Origin of the sequence: Sphingomonas sp. Leaf37, assembly GCF_920939475.1 — a bacterium.
Classification (GTDB): Bacteria; Pseudomonadota; Alphaproteobacteria; order Sphingomonadales; family Sphingomonadaceae; genus Sphingomonas.
In genome coordinates, this window is sequence record NZ_CAKLAX010000002.1 from 358,192 (window position 1) to 373,467 (window position 15,276).

The following is a 15,276-nucleotide window of genomic DNA, read 5'->3' on the forward strand; positions in this document are numbered from 1 at the left end:
GGGTCAGCCTGCCGCTTTCGCCAGCCCCCTCGATAGTTGTAGCGCGCCGTGGAGCCGCGACTTGGCGTCGGGCCAGGCGCGTTGCAGCACCAGCTTGCTGTCGGGACGAAGCTTGGCGACGCCGTTGAGGCGCTCTACGTACGCCAGCAGGCCCGCGACATTGGGCGGGGTGTCGTCGTGGAATGCGACCAGCACGCCGCGCGGGCCGACGTCCATCTTGGCGATGCATGCCTTCCTAGCGTTGAGCTTGATCATGATGACGCTGATGAGGTTTTCCGTCGCCTCGGGCAGCGGGCCGAAGCGGTCGATCATCTCGGCGGCGAATGCCTCGATCTCGCGATGCTCCTCCAGTTCGTTGAGGCGGCGGTAGAGGCCCATGCGCAGGTCGAGATCGGGGACGTAATCGTCGGGGATCAGGATCGGTGCGTCGACGGTGATCTGTGGGCTGAAGTCGCGCGGACGCGTCGCCATGCCGCCGGCCTTGGCGTCCATGATCGCCTCTTCGAGCATCGCCTGGTAAAGTTCGTAGCCGACCTCCTTGATGTGCCCCGACTGTTCGTCGCCGAGGAGATTGCCAGCGCCGCGGATGTCGAGATCGTGGCTGGCGAGCTGGAACCCGGCACCCAGTGAATCGAGGTCGGACAGCACTTTCAATCGCTTTTCCGCCGTCTCGGTCATCTGCCGTTCGGGCGGGGTGACGAGATAGGCGTAGGCGCGCGTCTTCGACCGGCCGACGCGGCCGCGGAGCTGGTAGAGCTGGGCGAGGCCGAAGCGGTCGGCGCGGTTGACGATGATCGTGTTGGCGGAAGCGATGTCGATGCCGCTTTCGATGATTGTCGTCGACACCAGCACCTCGAACTTCTTGTCGTAGAAGGCGCTCATCCGCTCCTCGACCTCGGTCGGGCTCATCTGGCCGTGCGCGACGACGTAGCGGATCTCCGGCACCTCGTTGCGGAGGTATTCCTCCAAGTCAGGCAGGTCGGCGACGCGCGGCGTGACGATGAAGCTTTGCCCGCCGCGATAATGTTCGCGCAGCAGCGCCTCGCGCAGCACGATCGGGTCCCAGGGGATGATGTAGGTGCGGACCGCGAGGCGATCGACCGGCGGAGTCTGGATCACCGACAGTTCGCGGATGCCGCTCATCGCCATCTGGAGCGTCCGCGGGATCGGCGTCGCGGTGAGCGTCAGCATGTGGACGTCGGCGCGCAACGCCTTCAGCCGTTCCTTGTGGGTGACGCCGAAGCGCTGTTCCTCGTCGACGATGACGAGGCCTAGGCGCTTGAAGTCGATGTTCTTCGCGAGCAGCGCGTGCGTGCCGATGACGACGTCGATGGTGCCGGCGGCGAGGCCTTCCTTGGTCTGCTTGGCCTCGTTGCCGGGCACCAGCCGCGACAGGCGGCCCATGTTCATCGGGAAGCCCTCGAACCGCGCGGAGAAGTTGTTGTAATGCTGGCGGGCGAGCAGCGTCGTCGGACAGACGACTGCGACCTGCTTGCCCGCCATCGACGCGACGAAGGCGGCGCGGAGGGCGATCTCGGTCTTGCCGAAGCCGACGTCGCCGACGATCAGCCGGTCCATCGGCTTGCCCGCGGACAGGTCGCCGAGCACGTCGTCGATCGCGCGGTCCTGATCGTCCGTCTCCGCATAGGGGAAGCGATCGACGAAGCTGGGGTAGCCGCTGGCGTCGGGTTCCAGCACGTCGCCGGGGTGCAAGGCGCGTTCGGCGGCGGTCTTGATGAGTTCGCCCGCGATCTCGCGAATGCGCTCCTTCATCTTCGACTTGCGGCGCTGCCATGCCTCGCCGCCGAGGCGGTCGAGCGACGCGCCCTCTTCGTTCGAGCCGTAGCGGGAGAGGACTTCGAGATTCTCGACCGGCACGAACAATTTGTCGCCGCCGGCATATTCGACCGCGACGCAATCGTGCGGGGACTTGCCGACGGGGATCGAGGTCAGGCCGAGGTATTTGCCGATGCCGTGGTCGCTGTGGACGACAAGGTCGCCCGGCGTCAGTGCGGCGATTTCGGCAAGGAAGGCGTCGGCCGACTTCTTGCGCTTGGCGCGGCGGACAAGCCGGTCGCCGAGCATGTCCTGTTCGGTCAGCACCGCCACGTCGGGCGCGGTAAAGCCGTGGTCGAGCGGCAGCACGACCAGCGCGACGCCGGCGCTCTTCGAGATGTCCGCGACGCCGAGCGCTTCCTGCCAGCTGTCCGCCGCCTTGCCGCCGTTGAGACCGTGGTCCTTGAGCAGATTGCCGAGCCGTTCGCGGGCGCCGATCGAATAGCTGGCGAGCACCGGCTTCTTGCCCTGCTTGCGCAAGGCCTTCAGGTGATCGACGACCGCTTCGTAGATGTTGGTGCCGTTGCCACGTTCGGGGCCGAAGTCGCGGGCGCCATCGACATTGAAGTCGAGGACGGTGGCGCTTTCGGGTTCGTGGAACGGCGTGGTCAGGTGCGCGCGCGCGGCGTCGAGGCCGGCGGTCCATTCCTTCGCGTCGAGGTAGAGCGACTTGGCGGCGAGCGGGCGATAGCTGCCGGGCTGGGCGGCCTCGGCGCGCTGGCGGTTCTCGTAATAATCCGCGATCGATTCCATCCGCGCGTCGATCGCGCCGGGGACGCCGAAGTCGCGGACGATGACGTCGTCGGCGGAGAGGTGGTCGAACAAAGTCGCCAGCTTGTCCTCGAACAGCGGCAGCCAATGCTCCATGCCGGCGAGGCGGCGTCCGTCGCTGATCGCCTGATACAGCGGATCGCCGGTCGCGGTCGCGCCGAACTTGTCGCGGTAGCGGGTGCGGAAGCGCTTGATCGATTCCTCATCGAGCAGCGCTTCGGAGGCGGGGAGGAGGGTGAAGCCTTCGATCCGGCCGGTGGTGCGCTGGTCTTCGGGGCTGAAGGTACGGACGGTCTCGATCTCGTCGCCGAAGAAGTCGAGGCGCAGCGCCTGTTCCTCGCCGCTGGGGTAGAGATCGACGATGCCGCCGCGGACGGCATATTCGCCCTGATCGTGGACAGTTTCGGTGCGGACGTAGCCGTTCGCCTGCAACAGTCGCGCGAGGTCGTCGCGGTCGATGCGTGCGCCGGGTTCGAGCGTCGCGACCAGCTGGCGGATGCGGAAGGGGGTCAGGACCCGCTGTGTCGCGGCGTTGGCGGTGGTGAGGACGAGCCTCGGCGCCTTCGACGCTCGCTGCAACTGCCACAGGGCAGCGATGCGTTCGGCCATGATCCGCAGCGTCGGGCTGGCGCGATCGTAGGGCAGGCAGTCCCAAGCTGGAAAGTTGATGACTTCCAGTTCGGGCGCGAAGAAGGCGGCGGTTGCGGCGATCGCACGCATCGCGGCGTCGTCCGGCGCGATGAAGACGGCGCGACCGCCCTTGCCGGAATGCGCCGCCGCGCGAGCGAGGTCGGCGAGCAGGGCGGGCTGGAAACCGGCGGGGACGCCTGCGAGCGTCAGCTGGGTCTTGGCGCCGAGGATGGTCTTCAGGTCGGGCATCTATGCTCCTCCCCTCCCTGAAAGCGAGGGGTCGGGGGTGGGTTGGGTCCAGGCGATACGGTCGATCGGGGTTTCTCGGGTGATGTAGCGCCAAGCCTACACCCACCCCAACCCCTCCCTTGCAAGGGAGGGCTATCGCTACTTATCTTCCGTCACCGCGTTACCGGGACGTAACTCAGCGAGCGCATCTGCTGCATCATCGGGCCGTTCCATTCGGGCGGGCAGGGCAGCGAGCCGATCGCCCAGCCCATGATGTCGACGTCCTGTTCCTCCAGCAACGCCTCGAACCAGTCGAGTTCTTCCGGCGTCCAGCCGGCGCCATGCGCGTCGAAGAAGCCGCCAATCATCAGATCGGCCTCCTTCGTGCCGCGATGCCAGCTTCGGAACTTCAGGCGTTTCAAACGGATGGCGTGATCCATCAGGCTTCCAATGCAAATAGCCCGATGACCGCTGGCGGCGGTTATCGGGTCGGGTATAGCAGCCATGTAGTCATGCGCCCCGATATCCTCAATCCGCTGTTCGCCGAAGTCACCGCCCTGAAGGGCGTCGGCCCCGCGCTCGCCAAGCCGCTGGACCGGCTCGGACTCGAGCGGGTGGTCGACGTCGCCTTCCACCTGCCGAGCGGATGGATCGACCGGCTGCCGCGGGAGGAACTGGACGTGGCGGATGCGGGGCGGGTGATCGCGATCACGCTGACGCCGCGTGATTATCGGACCAGTAGCGGGCGTGGGCCGACGCGGGTGCAGGCGACCGATGCCAAGGGGAATTACGTCAGCCTCGTCTATTTCGGCGGATCTTCGGGCTGGGTGAAGAAGCTGCTGCCGCTGAACGAGCCGCGGCGGGTGTCGGGTAAGCTCGAAAGCTATGGCGAGATGCTCCAGATCATCCATCCCGATCTGGGCGAGCCGGACGAGGTTTTTCGGGAGCGGGAGGCGATCTACCCGCTGTCGGAGGGATTGACCTCACGCCGGCTGGGCGGGTTCGCAGCACAGGCATTGGACCGCGCGCCTGTCCTGCCCGAATGGATCGAGCCTGGGCTGAAGGCGAAACGCGGCTGGCCGGACTGGCGCGAGGCGTTGCAGCGCATCCACGACGATCCCGCCGACAAGGTGGCACGCGAGCGGCTGGCGTATGACGAGATCTTCGCCAACCAGCTCGCGATGACGCTCGTTCGCGCCGATACGCGCAAGCGGCGGGGCAGGGCGCTGGTCGGCGACGGGAGACTGCGCGATCTGCTGAAACTGCCCTATACGCCGACGGGCGCGCAATCGCGGACGGTGGCGGAGATCGAGGGCGATCTGGCGCAGACCGCGCCGATGCTGCGGCTGCTGCAAGGCGATGTCGGGTCGGGCAAGACGTTGGTCGCGGCGATGGCGTTGCTGATCGCGGTGGAGGCGGGGGCGCAGGGGGCGATGCTCGCGCCGACGGAAATCCTCGCGCGCCAGCATTACGAAACGCTGCGCAAGATGCTGTCCGGCCTGCCGCTGGAGATCGCGGTGCTGACGGGACGCGACAAGGGCAAGGTGCGCGAGGCGACGCTGATGGCACTGGCGGCGGGCGAGATCGACATCCTCGTCGGCACGCATGCGATCTTTCAGGAAGCGGTCGGTTACCGCGACCTCGCGCTGGTCGTGGTCGACGAGCAGCATCGCTTCGGTGTCGCCGAGCGGATGATGTTGCAGGCGAAGGGGAAGGCGCCGCCGCATCTGCTGGCGATGACTGCGACGCCGATCCCCCGCACGCTGACGCTGGCGCAATATGGCGAGATGGACGTCAGCCGGCTGGACGAGATGCCGCCGGGTCGCGAGCCGATCGAGACTCGTGTGGTGTCGGAGGACCGGCTGGACGAGGTGGTCAACGCGATCGGCCGCCACATGGCGGACAGCGGTCAGGCCTATTGGGTCTGCCCGCTGGTCGAGGAGAGCGAGAAGAGCGACCTGGCCGCGGCCGAGATGCGCGCCGAATCGCTGCGGGCGCGCTTTGGCGAGCGGATCGGCGTCGTTCATGGCCGGATGAAGCCCGCCGAAAAGGACGCGGTGATGGAGGCGTTCGCCGGTAACCGGCTGAGCGTGCTGGTCGCGACGACGGTGATCGAGGTCGGCGTCGACGTACCGAACGCGACGCTGATCGTGATCGAGCACGCGGACCGGTTCGGTCTTGCCCAATTGCACCAGTTGCGCGGGCGCGTCGGGCGGGGCGGGGGGCTGTCGCGATGTCTGCTGCTGCGGGGCGCGTCGCTCAGCGAGACGTCGCGGGCGCGGCTGGCGTTGATGCGTGAGACCAACGATGGCTTCCGGATCGCCGAGGAGGATCTGCGGCTGCGTGGCGGCGGCGAATTGCTGGGCACGCGGCAGTCGGGTGAGGTGGCGTTCCGGCTGGCGCTGCCGGATATGCTCGCCGACCTGCTGCAATGTGCGCAGGACGACGCGCGGTTGCTGATCGATCGCGATGGCGGGCTGGAGGGGCCACGCGGGCAGGCGGCGCGTGTCGCCCTCTACCTCTTCGACCGAGATGCCGGCGTGGCGCTGCTGCGATCGGGATGAGCTCGCTCAGGCGCTCATCGCGCCCAGTACCATGTGATAGCGGTTGGCGGCGATCGGCCGTTCCAGTTGACAACCGATCCGCCCGCCCAGCGCCCAGCGAACGGCGACCTGTACCTCCCCCACGACCGGCAGTTGTATACGCAGCCATTCGCCGACGCTGACCGGCGCGTCGCTACGGATCATCAATCCCTGCGGCGACAGATTGACGATCAAGACCGGTACGGACCGTCGGTCCGCCAACATCGCGCGACTGCGGTGATGGACCTCGTCACGCGGCTCGGTGCGATCGTCGATTGGATTCGTCGCTCCAGTGAACACTACGCACTCCTCACGGCCAGGGCGCTGACCGTTTCGGACTTATCGGTACATCGAACCTGTTTACAGAGGCTTACTGCCCCGAAAAGAGCAGGCCGTGGTTCTTCTTTCCCGCTGACACGCGAATCGGCTCGTCAGCGACGCAAATCATCAACGTATCGTCGTCGACGCGCTCCCCGTTCACCTTGGCGCCGCCGCCTGCCACCAGTCGACGGGCTTCCCCTTTCGACTTCGCAAAGCCGAGCTGGAGCAGCGCATCAATGATAACGATCGATCCGGCTTCGACCGTGACGGCAGGCAGCGCGTCGCCGCTGCCACCCTCCTCGAACGTCCGCCGCGCGGTTTCCGCGGCCTGTTCGGCAGCGTCCCGGCCGCGGCACATCGCCGTCGCTTCGTTGGCCAGTACCTTCTTCGCCTCGTTGATCCCTGCACCCTCGCGAGCTTCCAGTTCGACGATCCGGTCCAGCGGCAGGTCGGTGAACAGTCGCAGGAAGCGGCCGACGTCGCGATCGTCGGTGTTCCGCCAGAATTGCCAGTAATCGAAATGCGACAGCTGGTCCTCGTGCAGCCACACCGCGCCGGACATCGTCTTGCCCATCTTGCCGCCGTCCGCCGTCGTGATCAGAGGCGTGGTGACGCCGAACACCTCCGTGCCGTCCATCCGCCGCGACAGTTCAATGCCATTGACGATGTTGCCCCATTGATCGCTGCCGCCCATCTGCAACCGGCAGCCGGCGCGGCGGGAGAGTTCCAGAAAATCATAGGCCTGAAGGATCATGTAGTTGAATTCGAGAAAGCTGAGCGATTGTTCGCGGTCGAGCCGCAGCTTGACGGAATCGAAGCTGAGCATCCGGTTCACGCTGAAATGCTGGCCGACATCGCGCAGGAAGGGGATGTATTCCAGCTGGTCGAGCCACTCGGCATTGTCGAGCATCACCGCATCGGTGGGGCCGTCACCGAACGTTAGGAAGCGTTCGAAGATGCGCTTGATCGAGGCGACGTTCGCCTTGATCCCCTCTTCACCGAGCAGCTTGCGCGCTTCGTCCTTGAAGCTCGGATCACCGATCTTGCCGGTGCCACCGCCCATCAGCACGATCGGCTTATGACCGGTCTGCTGGAGCCGGCGAAGCAGCATGATCTGGACGAGGCTGCCGACATGCAGCGACGGTGCGGTCGGATCGAAGCCGATATAGCCCGGCACGACCTGCTTCGTCGCGAGCGTATCGAGCGCGGACGCATCGGTCATCTGGTGGACGTAGCCGCGCGCGGCGAGCGTGTTGAGCAGATCGGACTGGTAGGTCATGCGCGCCGGTTAGCAAGGCGCGGGCGTTCCCGCTAGCTGCCCCTCTGGTCACGGGGCAATTGCGCCTGGGGATCGACCGGCGTGCGGCCCTTGCGCAGCTCGAAATGCACCTCCGGCCGATCGGCGAAACCGGTGTCGCCCGACAGCGCGATCGTCTGGCCGCGCTTCACGCTCTGGCCGCGCTGGACGAGCAGCTTGCTGGCGTGGCCATAGACGCTGGTCCAGCCGGTGCCATGCTTGACGATCACCAGCCCACCCAGCGCAGCGATCCCGTCGCCGGCATAAGCGACGACACCATCGGCCGTGGCGTGGATCGGGGTCGAGACGGTGACGGCGATCTTGATGCCGTCGTTGCGTTCGCCGCTCTTGCCGGGACCAAAGCGGCGGACGACCTGACCCTCGACGGGCCAGACGAAGCCGCCCTGCAACCGCGGCGGCGCGGCGACGACGGCAGTCGGGGGAAGTACCCGGCGAGGAGTCGCGACGGGCTTTGCCGGTGCCTGCCGCGGCGCTGGTGTCGGCTCGCCCCCGGTGAGGATGTCGTCGATATCGAGGCGGAAGGCGGCGGCACGATCGGCCCGGCTGGGCGGACGTGCCGGATCGCCGGGGATCAGCACCCGCTGGCCGGCACGCAGGACATAGGGTTCTTCGAGTGCGTTCGCGGCGACGATCCGCGACCATTCGACGCCATAGGCGCGGGCGATGGCGATGCCCGTCTCGCCCTGCCGGACCAGATGGTAGCGACCACCGGGGATGGTCAGCGTCTGGCCGAGCCGGATGGTGAATGGCGGTTGAAGGCCATTGGCGCGGGCGATCGCTTCCGATCCCGCGCCCGTACGTTCGGCGACGCGGCGCAGCGAATCGCCCGCCGTGACAGTGTAGCTCTGGTCGGCCACGATCTGGCCATCGGGCCTGACGGGGCGGGCCTCCCACGCGGGTTTGGCGGTGGGCGGCATGGCGACATCGCTACGCATCCCGGATCCGCGGGCGGGAAGATCGTCGTTCCGATCCGAGGGCGGATCATAGCGCTGCGGACCGCCGCGCGTCACGGGCGGGGGAGCGTCCGCTTCTGGGCCGGCGCCGCCGACGCTCGGGATGCAGGCGGATAACGCGGCACCGATGAGCGCCGTACAGCCGATGATCCGCCAGCGTCGCATCCGCCGTCTCCTAACCGCGGGGTTCGAGCCGGGTAAGCCCGCCAAGATACGGTTGCAGCACGGCGGGCACTGCGACCGATCCGTCCTGCTGCTGATAATTCTCCAGCACCGCGACCAGCGTTCGCCCGACGGCCAGCCCTGAACCGTTCAGCGTATGGACGAAGCGGGTCGCCTTCTCGCCCTCAGGCCGATAGCGGGCGTTCATCCGACGGGCCTGGAAATCACCGCAGGTCGAGCAGCTGGAAATCTCCCGATAGGTGTTCTGGCCGGGCAGCCACACCTCCAGATCGTAGGTGCGGCGCGCGGTGAACCCCATGTCGCCCGCACACAGCAGCATCCGGCGATACGGCAACCGGAGCGCATCGAGCATGCCCTCCGCACAGGCTGTCATCCGCTCGTGTTCGGCCTCGGATGCGTCCTCGGGCACGATCGACACCATCTCGACCTTGTCGAACTGATGCTGGCGGATGTAGCCGCGGGTGTCGCGACCGGCCGCCCCGGCCTCGGACCGAAAGCAGGGGGTCAATGCCGCAAAGCGCAGCGGTAGTTCTCCGGGGGGCAGGATCGCCTCGCGCACGATGTTCGTCAGCGACACCTCGGCGGTTGGGATCAGCCAGCGGCCATCGGTGGTGCGGAACAGGTCCTCAGCGAACTTGGGCAACTGGCCGGTGCCGAACACCGCCTCGTCCTTTACCAGCAGCGGCGGCGCGACCTCTTCATAGCCATGATGCTGCGTCAGGGCATCGAGCATGAACTGGCCGAGCGCACGCTGGAGCCGTGCGGCGGGACCACGTACGAGTGTGAATCGCGCGCCGGCGATGGCGACGCCGGTTTCGAAATCCAGCCCGATCGCCGGACCGATGGCGTCATGCTCCTTAACCGGAAAGGCGAAATCGGGGATCGTGCCGCGCTCATGGACGACAATGTTGCCTTCCTCGTCCTCGCCGTCCGGGACATCGGCTGCGGGCAGGTTGGGCAGGGCGGCGAGCAGGTCGTCCAGTGCAGCGGCGGCGGTGCTTTCGTCGGCGACCAGCCGGGGCAAAGCGTCCTTCAAGATGGCGACCTCCGCCATCAACGCCTGCGCTCGCGCCTCGTCCTTCTGCGCCTTGGCCTGGCCGATCTGCTTGGACACGTCGTTGCGGCGCGTCTGCGCCTCTTGCGCCCCGGCGATCGCGGCACGGCGGGCATCGTCAAGCGACAGCAGGGTCGCTGCGTGCGGGGCGACGCCGCGGCGGGCAAGGGCGGCGTCGAATGCGGCGGGATCGTCCCGGATGGCGCGGATGTCGTGCATAGTCTCACGGCTATGGCGGGCTGTCCGCATGCGCGCAAGCCGGCAACCCTCTCGTGCCCCGCCGCGTTGAGACCCGTGATTGCAACGACCAGGAGTAAGCGACGATGCAGATCCCCCATAACGCGTTCGTGCTGGTTGCGGACGGGCGCAAGGCCTTGTTCTTCCGCAACGAGGGCGATGCCGAATACCCCAATCTGCAGGTCGAGCACGCCGAGGAGCATGTGAACCCGGCCGATCGCGACCAGAAGACCGACGCTGCGGGCGGTGCCCGGTCGACGCAGAGTGGCGCCGGTGCGTCGGCAGTGGCGCAGGGTGGATCGAACCATGCAAGCGGCGGCGGCGCGCAGTTCGCGCCGTCACGCGGATCGATGGGCGAGACCGACTACCATCAGCAGGAGGAAGATCGCTTTGCCGCGGATACGGCGGACATGCTCAAGCGACGGGCCCTGGCGAACGAATTCGAATCGTTGATCATCGTCGCCCCGCCGAAGACGCTGGGCGAGTTGCGGAAGCACTATCATAAGGCGGTCAGCGAGCGGTTGACGGCCGAACTGGCCAAGGATCTGACCGGTCATTCCGTGCCTGATATCGAACAGGCGCTCCGTTCCGCCTGATCGTCGCGAAACAAAAAAAAGGGCTGCCGAACGATCGTCCGGCAGCCCCTATATTTGGCTTGGCCGAGGCGTTCAGGCGGCCTGCGGTTTCACCAGTCGCTTGCGGGCGACCAGCGCCGCGGCTGCGGCGCCGAACAACAATACCATCGGCGGCGCAGGAACCGGTGCGGGCGGACCGCCCGACGATCCGGTCGAGCCATTGGATCCCGACGAGCCGTGGTGACCGCTGGAGGTCCAGCCGCCGTTAGACGACCAGCCGCCGCTGGTGCTCCAGCCCTTGGAACTCGAGCCGTAGGACGAACTGCTCGACGAGGTGGAGCTGGAACCGGACGACGAACCGCTGCTGCTCGACGAGGACGACACGTTGCCGCTCGACGAGGACGAACTGGACGACGAGACGTTGCCGCTCGACGACGAGGATACGTTACCGCTCGACGATGAAGTGCTGCTGACGTTGCCCGACGAGGACGTGCTGCTGACGTTGCCGCTCGATGTCGAGGACGTGCTGCTCACGCCGCCGGTCGAGGTCGACGATCCCCCCGTCGAGGTCGATGATCCGCCCGTCGAGGTGGACGAGCCGCCGCTCGACGTTGAAGAGGACGAACCGCCCGACGAAGTCGATGACGATCCGCCGCTGGACGTGGACGAGATGACGATGCTGCCGCTCGATCCCGACGAACCACCGCCGAAGAAGCCGCCCCCGAATCCACCGCCGAAGCCGCCCCCGAAACCGCCGCTGCCGCCGACGACCACCGGCACGCCGCCGCCACCGCCGCTGATGAAGCCTTCGGATGCGGGCAGGGGTACCGGAACGGGTGCGGCCTGGCTCGCCACCGTCACGACTGCGGGTGCGCAGGCGGTGGTCGTGGTCGTCACGATTCGCCGGCGGGTGCCGCCGTGACGGACCGCTGCGACCTGACGGCGGGCGACGACGCGCTTCTTGGCGTGCTTGACGTAGGCCGGACGGTTCGGGCGCTCTGCGACGTGCACAGCGCCACCACCGATCAACGCTCCCCCACATGCGCAAGCGCACAATTTAGCCAAAGCCATCCGTACGGACATAACGTCTCTTTCTCGTTGCTGGCGCGACTGCCCCAGAATCCCGGTCGCAGCAGAGCATTGCCGCTATGCTACCAAGTGCAAAACAAACGATTAAGCGCAAGTTCGTTAATCATGATCTTGGCCCAATGAGTCGCTTTTCTTGGTCCCGGTCGGACGCCATCGCCGTTAACGTGCCAGAGTGGAACAGAAGCTGACTGCCCTGTTTACCATCGCGACCCTCTGAAACCCTGTATCAGGTGATGCGCGAAAGCCGCAATTCGCAATAAACGTTCGTGACTGGGCACGATTCGGCAACTCCAGTCGCTTGTGGTTCTGTTCGCGCACGATTATAGGCGCCTTCACCATTTGGGGGCGGCCCCGAGGTCAACATGGGGCCGGAGGGAGAGTGGTATGGCAACGCAAGTCAGTCGCGTACACGATATGAATTCCAGTCCGTTACCGGCCAATGATGCCGATGATGGATATCGGCCCAGTGCCGACGAACCGTTCATGAGCCTGCGACAGCAGGCGTATTTCCGTGACAAATTGCTGAAGTGGAAGGACGCGATCCTGCAGGACGCGGCCGGTACGCTAAACCAGCTGCAACTCGATTCCCTGCGTGAGTCGGACCTGACCGACCGGGCGTCGAGCGAAACCGACTGGTCTATCGAGTTACGTACCCGCGATCGGCAGCGGAAGCTGGTGTCCAAGATCGAAGCGGCGATCCGGCGCATTGATGAGGGCGAATACGGCTATTGCGAGGTGACCGGTGAACCGATCAGCCTCGGCCGGCTGGAGGCGCGCCCGATCGCCACGATGACGCTGGAGGCGCAGGAACGTCACGAGCGCAACGAAAAGATCTCGCGAGAGGATTGAGCTGCGATAATCCGGGCGGCACGGTTTCCATGCGGCGTGGTTAAGGGTTTGGCTATTCTTCGCCGTTACGCGCAGGATAGGCTATCGGCTCGGCACCCCGTCGCCCGGACTCCGACGGCTCGAACAGCAAGGTACGTTTCGAACATGGACAGCTTCTCCTACGACCCGTCTTCCAAGGCCGATGACGCCGGCGGGTCGCAGCGCAGCCGTTCGCGTGACAGCCTGTTCCTAATGGCGCAGCTTCGTTTCAACGGAGAGACGACGGTGCGCGAGGTGCGGGTCCGTAATCTGTCCGAAGGCGGCCTGATGGTCGATTGTACCAACGTGAAGGATACCGGCACCCCGGTCAGCCTCGATCTGCGCGGTATCGGCGAGGTAGAGGGCAAGGTCGCCTGGTGCACCGAAGGTCGCATCGGTATCGCACTCGATCGACCGATCGACCCGAAGCGTGCGCGCAAGCCGGTGACGGGCAAGCGCTGATACGAAAAGCCCCTCCGCGAAGGGAGGGGCGAAGCGACGGCTAGAGCCCGCTGAGCTCTTCCTTCAGTTTCAGCTTCTTCCGTTTCAGGTCGGCAATGATCGCGGAGTTGGGCATCGGGCGATGAGTTTCGTCTGCGATGCGGCGGTCGAGTGCCGCATGCTTGGTCTCCAGGGCCTGCTGATGCGTCGTCTGCATTTCGGTGTACCTCCTGATGCACGGGTGGTGGGGAACCGAGTAAACCATCGGCAGGCTTAAAAGTCCTCACCCAAATTTGGTGAACGCGATTAGTCGAGTGGATGCGCGCGACGACTTGGTGCGGCGGCTCCGCTCGGCTAGGGAGGCGCCAGTTGCCAGGGGGTTTTGGATGGACGAAGCGCAGATCATCGCCCGGCTCGACCTGCTGCGGATCGAGCATCGCGACCTCGACGCGGCGATCGACGCGCTGGCACTCACCGGCGTGCCTGACCAGTTGCAGATCGCGCGGCTGAAGAAGCGCAAGCTGCGGCTGCGCGACGAGATCGCCAATTGCGAAGATCAACTGATCCCGGACATCATCGCCTGACGCCGAGCGGCCGTAACGGCGCTATTTTGGTACACCTGACGTTCACGTGTCGCTGTGCAGCGACGGCATGCTGTGTCACCAAGGCGACATGACCGGTCGCAGCAATGAATCCCGCATCCATCGTCGACTGATCGACGCCCTCTATACGGAGGCCATGCTGCTTGCGGACGAGGCGCGTTCATATTTCGACGAGGCCGGCCGTGCCGAACGCGAGGCGCTCGACCCGCTGATCCGGGTAGGGTTTTCCTGCGAATCGCTGAAGGTCACGACACGCCTGATGCACGTCATCGCGTGGCTCCTGACCCAGCGCGCAGTCGACGCCGGTGAATTGAAGCCGCGCGATGCGCTGGATGCGGCGCGACGACTGGGCGGCGCGCCGCAATTCGATGCCGATCTGGTCGGCGCACTGCCGCAGCGTGCACGCGCGCTGGTGGAGGCGAGCGCGAACCTCCATCGACGTGTCGGAATGCTCGATGCCGCGCAGGAGACGCAGCCAGATCACAGCCCGGTGCATCAGCTGCACAACCGGTTGGCGCTGGCGTTCTGACCCGTCAGCCGCACCCGGGCGAGTTAGCCCGCCAGCCGCGCCTTCGCCGCAGCATATTCGCTCGATAGACGTGCGACACGGTCCGCGACGCTCTCGACGCGATCGACGACACCGATGCCCTGACCCGATCCCCAGATGTCGCGCCATGCCTTGGCTTTCGATCCGTTGCCGCCGCCGAAATCCATCGTCTTGAGATCGCCCTCGGGCAGATTGTCGGGGTCGAGACCCGATGCGGCGATCGAGCTGCGCAGGTAGTTGCCGTGTACGCCGGTGAACAGGTTGGAATAGACGATGTCCGCTGCCCGGCTGGCGACGATCGACTCCTTGTATTCGGGAGCCGCATTCGCCTCGGCGGTCGCGATGAAGGGTGAGCCGATATAGGCGAAATCGGCGCCCATCGCCTGCGCCGCCAGCACCGCGCCGCCGGTTGCGATCGAGCCGGATAGCGCGAGCGGCCCGTCGAACCATTGGCGGATTTCCTGGATGATGGCGAACGGCGACAGCTTGCCGGCATGGCCACCGGCGCCCGCCGCCACCGCGATCAGGCCGTCGGCGCCCTTCTCCACCGCCTTGCGGGCGAAGCGATCGTCGATGACGTCGTGCAATGTGATCCCGCCCCAGCCATGAACTGCGGTGTTCAGATCCTCGCGCGCGCCCAGCGAGGTGATGACGATCGGCACCTGCCATTTGGCGCAGGTTTCGAGGTCGGCCTCCAGCCGGTCGTTCGATTTGTGGACGATCTGGTTGACCGCGAACGGCGCGGCGGGTGCGTCCGGATGATCGCGGTTGTGCGCGGCCAGTTCCTCGGTGATCCGGTGGAGCCATTCGTCGAGCAGCGCCTGGGGCCGCGCGTTGAGCGCGGGGAACGAGCCGACGATCCCGGCCTTGCATTGCGCGATCACCAGTTCCGGACCGGAGATGATGAACAGCGGCGAACCGATCACGGGCAGGCGCAGGCGGTCAAAGATGGTGGGTGTCATAAGCGTCGGCATCCTCTCGGGATCGGTTGTTTACCGAAACCGATCGGGCTGTCCAGCAAGCCACGGGATGGTTTTGCAGC

General features: G+C 66.1%; 16 protein-coding genes. 8 read left to right on the forward strand and 8 right to left on the reverse strand.

Annotation, left to right across the window (positions count from 1 at the left end; translation table 11 throughout):
* Nucleotides 1-3: 3 nt before the first annotated feature.
* Together mfd and LRA87_RS07035 are read right to left on the reverse strand one after the other, a co-directional pair.
* Entirely contained in the window at nucleotides 4-3,486 is a 3,483-nt protein-coding gene (mfd, locus tag LRA87_RS07030; protein WP_230630487.1) for a transcription-repair coupling factor, read from the reverse strand.
* A gap of 152 nt (nucleotides 3,487-3,638) precedes the next feature.
* Complete coding sequence (locus LRA87_RS07035; RefSeq protein ID WP_230630490.1) at nucleotides 3,639-3,905, reverse strand: FAD assembly factor SdhE; 267 nt, start codon at nucleotides 3,903-3,905, stop codon at nucleotides 3,639-3,641.
* 72 nt (nucleotides 3,906-3,977) lie between these two features.
* On the opposite strand from LRA87_RS07035, the gene recG reads away from it, so the two are divergent.
* Complete coding sequence (gene recG / locus LRA87_RS07040) at nucleotides 3,978-6,029, forward strand: ATP-dependent DNA helicase RecG (RefSeq protein WP_230630493.1); 2,052 nt, start codon at nucleotides 3,978-3,980, stop codon at nucleotides 6,027-6,029.
* Nucleotides 6,030-6,035: 6 nt separating this feature from the next.
* On the opposite strand, the gene LRA87_RS07045 is transcribed toward recG, so the two are convergent.
* The 4 genes from LRA87_RS07045 to serS all read right to left on the reverse strand — a co-directional run bounded on the left by LRA87_RS07045 (nucleotide 6,036) and on the right by serS (nucleotide 10,095).
* Nucleotides 6,036-6,347 (reverse strand): PilZ domain-containing protein, encoded by a 312-nt coding sequence (locus LRA87_RS07045; protein ID WP_230630498.1) that lies wholly within the window; start codon nucleotides 6,345-6,347, stop codon nucleotides 6,036-6,038.
* A 70-nt stretch (nucleotides 6,348-6,417) separates the two neighbouring features.
* Nucleotides 6,418-7,647 (reverse strand): tyrosine--tRNA ligase, encoded by a 1,230-nt coding sequence (gene tyrS, locus LRA87_RS07050; RefSeq protein ID WP_230630500.1) that lies wholly within the window; start codon nucleotides 7,645-7,647, stop codon nucleotides 6,418-6,420.
* Between the two features lie 32 nt (nucleotides 7,648-7,679).
* The gene (locus tag LRA87_RS07055) at nucleotides 7,680-8,804 is read right to left on the reverse strand and encodes a M23 family metallopeptidase (RefSeq protein WP_230630501.1); all 1,125 of its coding nucleotides are present in this window, start codon (nucleotides 8,802-8,804) and stop codon (nucleotides 7,680-7,682) included.
* 10 nt (nucleotides 8,805-8,814) lie between these two features.
* Nucleotides 8,815-10,095, reverse strand: coding sequence for a serine--tRNA ligase (gene serS, locus LRA87_RS07060; RefSeq protein WP_230630503.1), 1,281 nt, complete (start codon nucleotides 10,093-10,095; stop codon nucleotides 8,815-8,817).
* Nucleotides 10,096-10,199: 104 nt separating this feature from the next.
* On the opposite strand from serS, the gene LRA87_RS07065 reads away from it, so the two are divergent.
* From LRA87_RS07065 to LRA87_RS07080, 5 genes are all read left to right on the forward strand, one after another.
* Entirely contained in the window at nucleotides 10,200-10,709 is a 510-nt protein-coding gene (locus LRA87_RS07065) for a host attachment family protein (protein ID WP_230630505.1), read from the forward strand.
* A gap of 100 nt (nucleotides 10,710-10,809) precedes the next feature.
* Nucleotides 10,810-10,932 (forward strand): hypothetical protein, encoded by a 123-nt coding sequence (locus tag LRA87_RS18360; protein ID WP_268934837.1) that lies wholly within the window; start codon nucleotides 10,810-10,812, stop codon nucleotides 10,930-10,932.
* A gap of 90 nt (nucleotides 10,933-11,022) precedes the next feature.
* A complete protein-coding gene (locus tag LRA87_RS07070) occupies nucleotides 11,023-11,610 on the forward strand; it encodes a hypothetical protein (protein WP_230630507.1) in 588 nt (195 codons plus the stop codon).
* A 551-nt stretch (nucleotides 11,611-12,161) separates the two neighbouring features.
* Nucleotides 12,162-12,626, forward strand: a complete 465-nt coding sequence (dksA, locus tag LRA87_RS07075; RefSeq protein ID WP_230630509.1) for an RNA polymerase-binding protein DksA — start codon at nucleotides 12,162-12,164, stop codon at nucleotides 12,624-12,626.
* A 144-nt stretch (nucleotides 12,627-12,770) separates the two neighbouring features.
* The gene (locus LRA87_RS07080) at nucleotides 12,771-13,106 is read left to right on the forward strand and encodes a PilZ domain-containing protein (RefSeq protein ID WP_230630511.1); all 336 of its coding nucleotides are present in this window, start codon (nucleotides 12,771-12,773) and stop codon (nucleotides 13,104-13,106) included.
* A 40-nt stretch (nucleotides 13,107-13,146) separates the two neighbouring features.
* On the opposite strand, the gene LRA87_RS07085 is transcribed toward LRA87_RS07080, so the two are convergent.
* Complete coding sequence (locus LRA87_RS07085; protein ID WP_230630513.1) at nucleotides 13,147-13,302, reverse strand: DUF465 domain-containing protein; 156 nt, start codon at nucleotides 13,300-13,302, stop codon at nucleotides 13,147-13,149.
* Between the two features lie 169 nt (nucleotides 13,303-13,471).
* On the opposite strand from LRA87_RS07085, the gene LRA87_RS07090 reads away from it, so the two are divergent.
* Nucleotides 13,472-13,669, forward strand: a complete 198-nt coding sequence (locus tag LRA87_RS07090) for a YdcH family protein (protein ID WP_230630514.1) — start codon at nucleotides 13,472-13,474, stop codon at nucleotides 13,667-13,669.
* Between the two features lie 88 nt (nucleotides 13,670-13,757).
* The gene (locus LRA87_RS07095) at nucleotides 13,758-14,216 is read left to right on the forward strand and encodes a DUF1465 family protein (protein ID WP_230630516.1); all 459 of its coding nucleotides are present in this window, start codon (nucleotides 13,758-13,760) and stop codon (nucleotides 14,214-14,216) included.
* Between the two features lie 23 nt (nucleotides 14,217-14,239).
* On the opposite strand, the gene LRA87_RS07100 is transcribed toward LRA87_RS07095, so the two are convergent.
* Nucleotides 14,240-15,196 (reverse strand): NAD(P)H-dependent flavin oxidoreductase, encoded by a 957-nt coding sequence (locus tag LRA87_RS07100; protein WP_230630518.1) that lies wholly within the window; start codon nucleotides 15,194-15,196, stop codon nucleotides 14,240-14,242.
* Between the last annotated feature and the right edge of the window lie 80 nt (nucleotides 15,197-15,276).

What these genes read in the sequence shown, in the direction of transcription:
- mfd (WP_230630487.1), bottom strand. Translation starts at nt 3,486, where the DNA reads ATGCCCGACCTGAAGACCATCCTCGGCGCCAAGACCCAGCTGACGCTC.
- LRA87_RS07035 (WP_230630490.1), bottom strand. Translation starts at nt 3,905, where the DNA reads ATGGATCACGCCATCCGTTTGAAACGCCTGAAGTTCCGAAGCTGGCAT.
- recG (WP_230630493.1), top strand. Translation starts at nt 3,978, where the DNA reads ATGCGCCCCGATATCCTCAATCCGCTGTTCGCCGAAGTCACCGCCCTG.
- tyrS (WP_230630500.1), bottom strand. Translation starts at nt 7,647, where the DNA reads ATGACCTACCAGTCCGATCTGCTCAACACGCTCGCCGCGCGCGGCTAC.
- LRA87_RS07055 (WP_230630501.1), bottom strand. Translation starts at nt 8,804, where the DNA reads ATGCGACGCTGGCGGATCATCGGCTGTACGGCGCTCATCGGTGCCGCG.
- serS (WP_230630503.1), bottom strand. Translation starts at nt 10,095, where the DNA reads ATGCACGACATCCGCGCCATCCGGGACGATCCCGCCGCATTCGACGCC.
- LRA87_RS07065 (WP_230630505.1), top strand. Translation starts at nt 10,200, where the DNA reads ATGCAGATCCCCCATAACGCGTTCGTGCTGGTTGCGGACGGGCGCAAG.
- dksA (WP_230630509.1), top strand. Translation starts at nt 12,162, where the DNA reads ATGGCAACGCAAGTCAGTCGCGTACACGATATGAATTCCAGTCCGTTA.
- LRA87_RS07080 (WP_230630511.1), top strand. Translation starts at nt 12,771, where the DNA reads ATGGACAGCTTCTCCTACGACCCGTCTTCCAAGGCCGATGACGCCGGC.
- LRA87_RS07085 (WP_230630513.1), bottom strand. Translation starts at nt 13,302, where the DNA reads ATGCAGACGACGCATCAGCAGGCCCTGGAGACCAAGCATGCGGCACTC.
- LRA87_RS07090 (WP_230630514.1), top strand. Translation starts at nt 13,472, where the DNA reads ATGGACGAAGCGCAGATCATCGCCCGGCTCGACCTGCTGCGGATCGAG.
- LRA87_RS07095 (WP_230630516.1), top strand. Translation starts at nt 13,758, where the DNA reads ATGACCGGTCGCAGCAATGAATCCCGCATCCATCGTCGACTGATCGAC.
- LRA87_RS07100 (WP_230630518.1), bottom strand. Translation starts at nt 15,196, where the DNA reads ATGACACCCACCATCTTTGACCGCCTGCGCCTGCCCGTGATCGGTTCG.